The 5,311-nt window shown below is 63.0% G+C and carries 9 protein-coding genes; 3 read left to right on the top strand and 6 right to left on the bottom strand.

The window, feature by feature from the left end; all coding sequences use genetic code 11:
• The coding region (locus tag WS69_RS35155) for a hypothetical protein (protein ID WP_231747230.1) at positions 1 to 226 on the top strand (226 nt) is incomplete at its 5' end.
• 136 nt (positions 227 to 362) lie between these two features.
• On the opposite strand, the gene WS69_RS26600 is transcribed toward WS69_RS35155, so the two are convergent.
• From WS69_RS26600 to WS69_RS26580, 6 genes are all read right to left on the bottom strand, one after another.
• Positions 363 to 1,151: a DNA adenine methylase gene (locus WS69_RS26600; protein WP_059473638.1), complete on the bottom strand. Its 789-nt coding sequence runs from the start codon at positions 1,149 to 1,151 to the stop codon at positions 363 to 365.
• A 143-nt stretch (positions 1,152 to 1,294) separates the two neighbouring features.
• On the bottom strand, positions 1,295 to 1,840 hold the full coding sequence (locus WS69_RS26595; RefSeq protein ID WP_059473637.1) for a lysis system i-spanin subunit Rz: 546 nt from the start codon (positions 1,838 to 1,840) through the stop codon (positions 1,295 to 1,297).
• Positions 1,840 to 2,337, bottom strand: coding sequence for a lysozyme (locus WS69_RS26590; protein WP_059473636.1), 498 nt, complete (start codon positions 2,335 to 2,337; stop codon positions 1,840 to 1,842). The genes WS69_RS26595 and WS69_RS26590 overlap by 1 nt, the downstream gene beginning before the upstream one ends.
• A gap of 265 nt (positions 2,338 to 2,602) precedes the next feature.
• On the bottom strand, positions 2,603 to 3,073 hold the full coding sequence (locus WS69_RS26585; protein WP_059473635.1) for a hypothetical protein: 471 nt from the start codon (positions 3,071 to 3,073) through the stop codon (positions 2,603 to 2,605).
• A gap of 130 nt (positions 3,074 to 3,203) precedes the next feature.
• The gene (locus WS69_RS32425) at positions 3,204 to 3,383 is read right to left on the bottom strand and encodes a hypothetical protein (protein WP_082716515.1); all 180 of its coding nucleotides are present in this window, start codon (positions 3,381 to 3,383) and stop codon (positions 3,204 to 3,206) included.
• Complete coding sequence (locus WS69_RS26580) at positions 3,380 to 3,745, bottom strand: hypothetical protein (protein WP_059473634.1); 366 nt, start codon at positions 3,743 to 3,745, stop codon at positions 3,380 to 3,382. The genes WS69_RS32425 and WS69_RS26580 overlap by 4 nt, the downstream gene beginning before the upstream one ends.
• 246 nt (positions 3,746 to 3,991) lie before the next feature.
• Between WS69_RS26580 and WS69_RS32420 the strand changes: the two genes are divergently transcribed.
• Positions 3,992 to 4,294 carry a hypothetical protein gene (locus WS69_RS32420; protein WP_231747231.1) on the top strand — a complete coding sequence of 101 codons (303 nt, stop codon included), beginning with the start codon at positions 3,992 to 3,994 and terminating at the stop codon, positions 4,292 to 4,294.
• On the top strand, positions 4,291 to 4,923 hold the full coding sequence (locus WS69_RS26570) for a hypothetical protein (RefSeq protein WP_059473632.1): 633 nt from the start codon (positions 4,291 to 4,293) through the stop codon (positions 4,921 to 4,923). The genes WS69_RS32420 and WS69_RS26570 overlap by 4 nt, the downstream gene beginning before the upstream one ends.
• Positions 4,924 to 5,311 lie beyond the last annotated feature (388 nt).

Raw genomic sequence — 5,311 nt, 5'->3', positions numbered from 1 at the left:
ATTGTTCCAGTCGACGGCCCCCGCCGCGAAACTGCGTAGTGTTCCATTTAATGACACAACCGCCCTCTCAATTCTTATTGAATACGTATTGGATTCAGGCGATCGGGCCGCGTGTCGCGACGGGCAAACCGCCGATTTCTGGTCAGAGGGTACCAAATTCGACGACTGCAACATGAAAACGACAGGGGGAAGGCGCGCCGTACGGGGCACATTTAACCAAGATTGACATGCAGCGACCACCGATTTTGTCGTATCTTTCGCGGTGGAAGGATTTGTAACGTCTGGTCCTTCCGCATGCAGTCAATCGGCCCATGCAGTACCCGACCTGCCGCCCTCCTGACGGCAGGTCGATCTCTACCGCGTCAGAACAATCCAACCGGCTGTGCCGCGTCGTCCCAGCTAAAAATAATCAGTTCGCGGCGCTCGACGCCCTTCCCACCGCCTATCGTGTACTGAATCGGCACGCTCTCGATGTGGAAGCCGGCAAACACGCGCCGGATCTCCGGATGGTCGTTGAGGCTGACGATCGCGCGCCCCTTGATCGACCGCAGCCGCTCGGCCATCTTCTCGTACTCCGCGAAAGGGAACGCAACGCCGTACCCTTCAGTCTCGAAGTACGGCGGGTCGACATAGAACAGCGTGTGCGGCCGATCGTAACGATCGATGCAGGTCGCCCAATCGAGCCGCTCGATGTACGCATTCGCAAGGCGAATGTGCGCTGCCGATAGCTCCTCCTCGATGCGCAACAGATTCAGGCCGGGCGGATGCTCCGTCCGTGTTCCGAACGTCTGCCCTTCGAGCTTGCCGCCAAAGCAACTTTTCTGAAGATAGTAAAAGCGCGCCGCACGCTGAATATCGGTGAGGGTTTCCGGGACCGTGTGCTTCAGCCATTCGAACACCTGCCGGCTCGTCAGCGCCCATTTGAACTGACGTACGAACTCTTCGAGGTGGTGCTGAACGACGCGATACAGGTTCACCAACTCGCCGTTGATATCGTTGATCACCTCGACCTTGGCCGGCGGTCGCATGAAGTAAAGCGCAGCCCCGCCTGCGAAAACCTCGACGTAACACTCGTGCTTCGGAAAGCGCGGGATAATGTGTTCCGCGAGTCGACGCTTGCCGCCGATCCAAGGAATGATGGGATTTGCCATTGTGAAAGCCGTTTTTAAACTTGGTGTAGAATCCGCCCCGCCTACCGGTAGGTAGCAGGGCCTTGGCCGATTCACTGGCGCTATCAGTGGAAAGGCGACCGGCACGCGTGTTCCCGCACGCACGCCGGTCGCCCTGTTTCTCGTTACTTCTGATCGCAGCCCGGCGTCTCGGGCCGCACCGCACACACGTAGCCCCGTAGAGCCGTCAGTTTGTCGATCTCGCGCTGATCGTCTCCGGCGACGGCAAAAACGCGTTCCGCAACCGCTGCGTCGACGTCAGCGTAGGCGGCGGCACCATCGCCCACGCCGGCGGCGCTGGAAGCGCCGGACAGACCGTCACGATCGGCTGCCGTGCAGTTTCGAACGGCGACGCGCAGCCGCTCAGTACCAGCGGCAAGAGCAGCCCGCAGGCTGCGATTCTCTGCTTCATGGTCGATCCTCTCCTTCATGGTTCGTTGGTCAACGGCGGCCACCGCCGACGCGGCTGCCTCGTGCGCGGCGATCGCGCGCTGCTCGGCGTCGAGCGCGGCGCGCGAGATCGCGCCCAACGCTTCGGCATGCCGTTGCGCGTCGAGCGCTCGCGCGGCCTGCTCGTCGGCAAGCCGGCGTGCAGCGATCAGGTGCTCGCCGCCAGCGCCGACCGCCATGCCGAGCAGTGCAGCCAGCAGATACGGAGTTGCTTTCGGCATCACAGCCCCCGCTCGCAGATCGCGCGCTCTTCCGCCCGCCGCTTCACCAAGCCGGGCAACACCCGGCCCCGCGCCGTTACCCATTGCGGGCGGCCGTCGTCGGCCTCGTTGATCGCGCGGCACCCGCCGCGCAGGTCGCCCGTGTTGAAGCGCTTCGCCGTCGTGCTGTTGCAGTACGCGTTCGCGCCGACGTTGTATGCAAAGCTCACCGCCACCGCGAGCTGATACGGACGATCTTTCAGCCCCGGCGTGCAACGCAGCACGGGTTCGGCGTGCGCAATCAGTTGCGTTTCGAGCGACGCGCGGCACTCGGCTTCGCTGTACGCCTGGCCGACGACAACGTCGCGCGTGTCGCCCATGCACTTCGTCGGAATGCCGACCGGATCGAGATAGCCCGCCAGCTTGACGCCTTCGAACTTCGGCACGATCACCGTCAGCACGCCGGCCGCGATCGCACCGACGACGCCGGCGAGCGTCTTCTTCGGCACCTTAACCATGCTTGCCACCTCGACGGCCCTTGTTCCTGATCAGGTAGTAGCACTGAAGGCAGATGTAGCCGCCCGTCAGAATCGACACGAGCAGCGACGCCCACCAGTTCGCATCGTGTTTCGGAGCTGCTGGACGATTTGATCGAGCGTCGACATAGAATATTCACCTCTTGAAAGCAGTCCCTCGCGCGCGAATCCGAACGCACGGCGAGGGGAAAGAAATGGGAAAAAGAAGATGAGATGCAGCGAACGCAAAGCAACTTGGCTAGCGTCGCTACAGTGTCTTGAGCAGCGCTTGCAACTGGCGCAGCTTGTCGGCCTCGCGCCCGTTCGCCGCCTGCTGCTCCTCGATCACGAGCGCGGCGGTTTCGATCTCGACGGCGATCTCGCGTATCGATTCCACGGTCGCTGTCAGACGGTTCGCGATGCCCGACAGCAAATCGATCGGCGATGCGCTGCTATCGCGCTTGCCAGGCGCTTCACTCGCGCGCGCGTGAGTGTCCGGCTCCGCCTCATCGCCCGTATCGGCCGAGGCACACGACGTCGTGAGCCGGACGCGTCGAAATTCGCCACGCGTCACCTCGCGGACGAGCCCGGCATCTCTCAACCGCGCGAGGCAGTTGTCCGCCGTTCGCGAATCGATTTGCGCCTTGGTCGTGGCTTTCACCTGCGCCACGATCTGCTTGGTCGTCCACGATTCTTGAATCGGCACGAACTCGAAGACCTTCTGCGCGACGGACGGCATACCGCGCAGAATGGATTGCTGGCGGCCGGGGTTCAAGCCTGCCCCCGCCGCTTTGAGACCGTCGAAATACCCTTTTGCATAAACCCTCCTGTATGCGTTGTGATCCTTTTCCACCGCTGTCTCCCGTCCGTCACCGCGCGTCCGATACGTACATGCCGGCCAGCTCGGCCATGCGACGATCGTGCGCCAACTGGTGCAGGTAGTTCCGCCAACGCGCCCGCCCAGCGATGTAGATCTGTTGCCCGGACGGCGAGAGCCGGTAGCGGGATGCTCGGCGACGCAAGCCGCCGCTTGTTTCGCTCGTATTCAATTCGCACCTCCAGTAATCCGTTTGGCACGCAGGCGATGCCATTCGGCTGACATCAATTCATCGAACATCGCGAGATCCGCCGCACTGAGACGGCCCAGGATTTGATTTCGGAACGCGTGGCGCTCGCCCTTCGTCGGCAGCGCCGCGCAGGACAACGCGGCGCGTTCGATGAACAGCGCAACGCGATCGGGGAAAGTGGAGATCAGGGAGACGAACAGCCGTCCGGCCTGCTCCGGGGCGACTTTGATCCGGTACGCGAGCGCAGCAACGCCGCATGCGAGCTGATACGGGCGTTCGCAACACAACTGCACCTGCTCGCGCGCAACGCAGAAGCACGCCGGAAATGGCTCCGTGACGAGCAAGCCCCGCGCGTTACGCCCTCCGAACCCGCCCGCCAAAGCAACTTGGAAAAGTCATTGCTGTTCAAGTGCGTCTTTGCCGCCGCCGCCCTGATCATCGCGGCGAACGTGCTGGATAACGGCCCCGTCGCTGACAAGCCCACCACCTTTCACGCCAACGTCTGACGTTCACGCGCCGAGGACGGCTTGCGCACTCGGCGTAAAGGAGATGAAGCCATGCACAGAATCAACGCTGCATAGCACGCGGGCATCCCGCGCCGGGACACGCTGTCGCCCCGGACCGTCGCCCGTTACGAACGCGATCGCCAGCTTCCGACGTCGCCGATCCTCGTCGGCAAGCATGTCGTCATGCGCCGGCCACTCGTGGACGGCGTCTATATCGAGTACCTGATCATGGACGGCAACACCATTGCCGCGAAGCAGATCTCGATTCCAGACGAACCCACGTGTGCGGACGCGATCAAGCGCCTTCGCGCCGCGACACACGCCGCGCCGGAAAAGCACTCCCGCCCGAAGAAGCCGCGCGCGTTCAGGATCAGGGAGACATCGTGATCGACAACGCCCTCCCGAACGCGGCTCCGCGCCGACTCAATCCATATGTCGACCTCACGCCCGCTCAACGGGCCGACTTGACGGCTCGAATCCTGACCGTGTTCAGGCACGCCACGCACGCGATGACGTCCGACGAGGTCTGCACGGCCCATTTCGCCGACATGCCGGGCGCGGCTGCGCAGTGCATTGACAAGCTCGCGCGGGGCGGATGGCTGCGCCGCCAACCGCGCCCGCACGACCTGCGTTTCCTGTACTGGCTGACGGGATCGGACGCGGCCCCGCCGCTGTCGGTCCCCTGCAAGCAGGCGGACGGCACCTATTCGAACGATGCCGGCAGCACACTCGCGCCTCGACATGCGTCGCGATCCGCCGTGCCTGCCGGATCCGCGCACACGCGCCCCGAACTCCACACGATCGTCACGCGAGACGCGGAACGTCACGTCGCCGTCTCGTTCCCGCATCTCCGCTCGCTTGAGATTTCCGTCGACTCGCTGCTTGGGTCGGATACCCGCACGTTGCGATTCCTGCGCCTGTTCCGCCAGAGCATCGACCTCGAAGTGTCGCGACTCGAACTGATGATCCAGAGCCGCCTCGCGAATGGTTTGCATGGAATGGGGCCTCAGAAATGAGAGAGCAAACCAACTTTGAGATATCTGCTATCAGCTACAAAGGACTGAGCGTCACCACCGCCACGGGGGAGCCGGCTACGCTCGCAGTAGTCGACAAAGACGGAAATGTTGTGGAAGCCGGACCAGAGGTCGCTCGCGCGGCATGGGATGTCGCAATTCGTTCATACCGGAATTTTCTAATGGGAACGGGCCACCTGCGCGTTCTCTCGAAACCCACTTGTCAATGATCGCCGCTATGGAGCCAAACCGGGATCGGCGTATTGGCGCCACCTCAGGATCGGCGTAATGGAGCCAGCGGATGATCGCCGTAGTGGCGCCACCCCAGGATCGCCGTAAAGGCGCCAGCCGATGATCGGCGTAATGGCGCCACCCCCGCCGTAATCGGGAA

This window comes from Burkholderia sp. BDU5 (assembly GCF_001522845.1).
GTDB classification, from domain to species: domain Bacteria; phylum Pseudomonadota; class Gammaproteobacteria; order Burkholderiales; family Burkholderiaceae; genus Burkholderia; species Burkholderia mayonis.
The sequence above is the reverse complement of the archived record's forward strand: the minus strand, read 5'-3'. Positions and strand labels throughout refer to the sequence as shown.

What these genes read in the sequence shown, in the direction of transcription:
- WS69_RS26595 (WP_059473637.1), bottom strand. Translation starts at nt 1,840, where the DNA reads ATGCCGAAAGCAACTCCGTATCTGCTGGCTGCACTGCTCGGCATGGCG.
- WS69_RS26600 (WP_059473638.1), bottom strand. Translation starts at nt 1,151, where the DNA reads ATGGCAAATCCCATCATTCCTTGGATCGGCGGCAAGCGTCGACTCGCG.
- WS69_RS26590 (WP_059473636.1), bottom strand. Translation starts at nt 2,337, where the DNA reads ATGGTTAAGGTGCCGAAGAAGACGCTCGCCGGCGTCGTCGGTGCGATC.
- WS69_RS26585 (WP_059473635.1), bottom strand. Translation starts at nt 3,073, where the DNA reads ATGCCGTCCGTCGCGCAGAAGGTCTTCGAGTTCGTGCCGATTCAAGAA.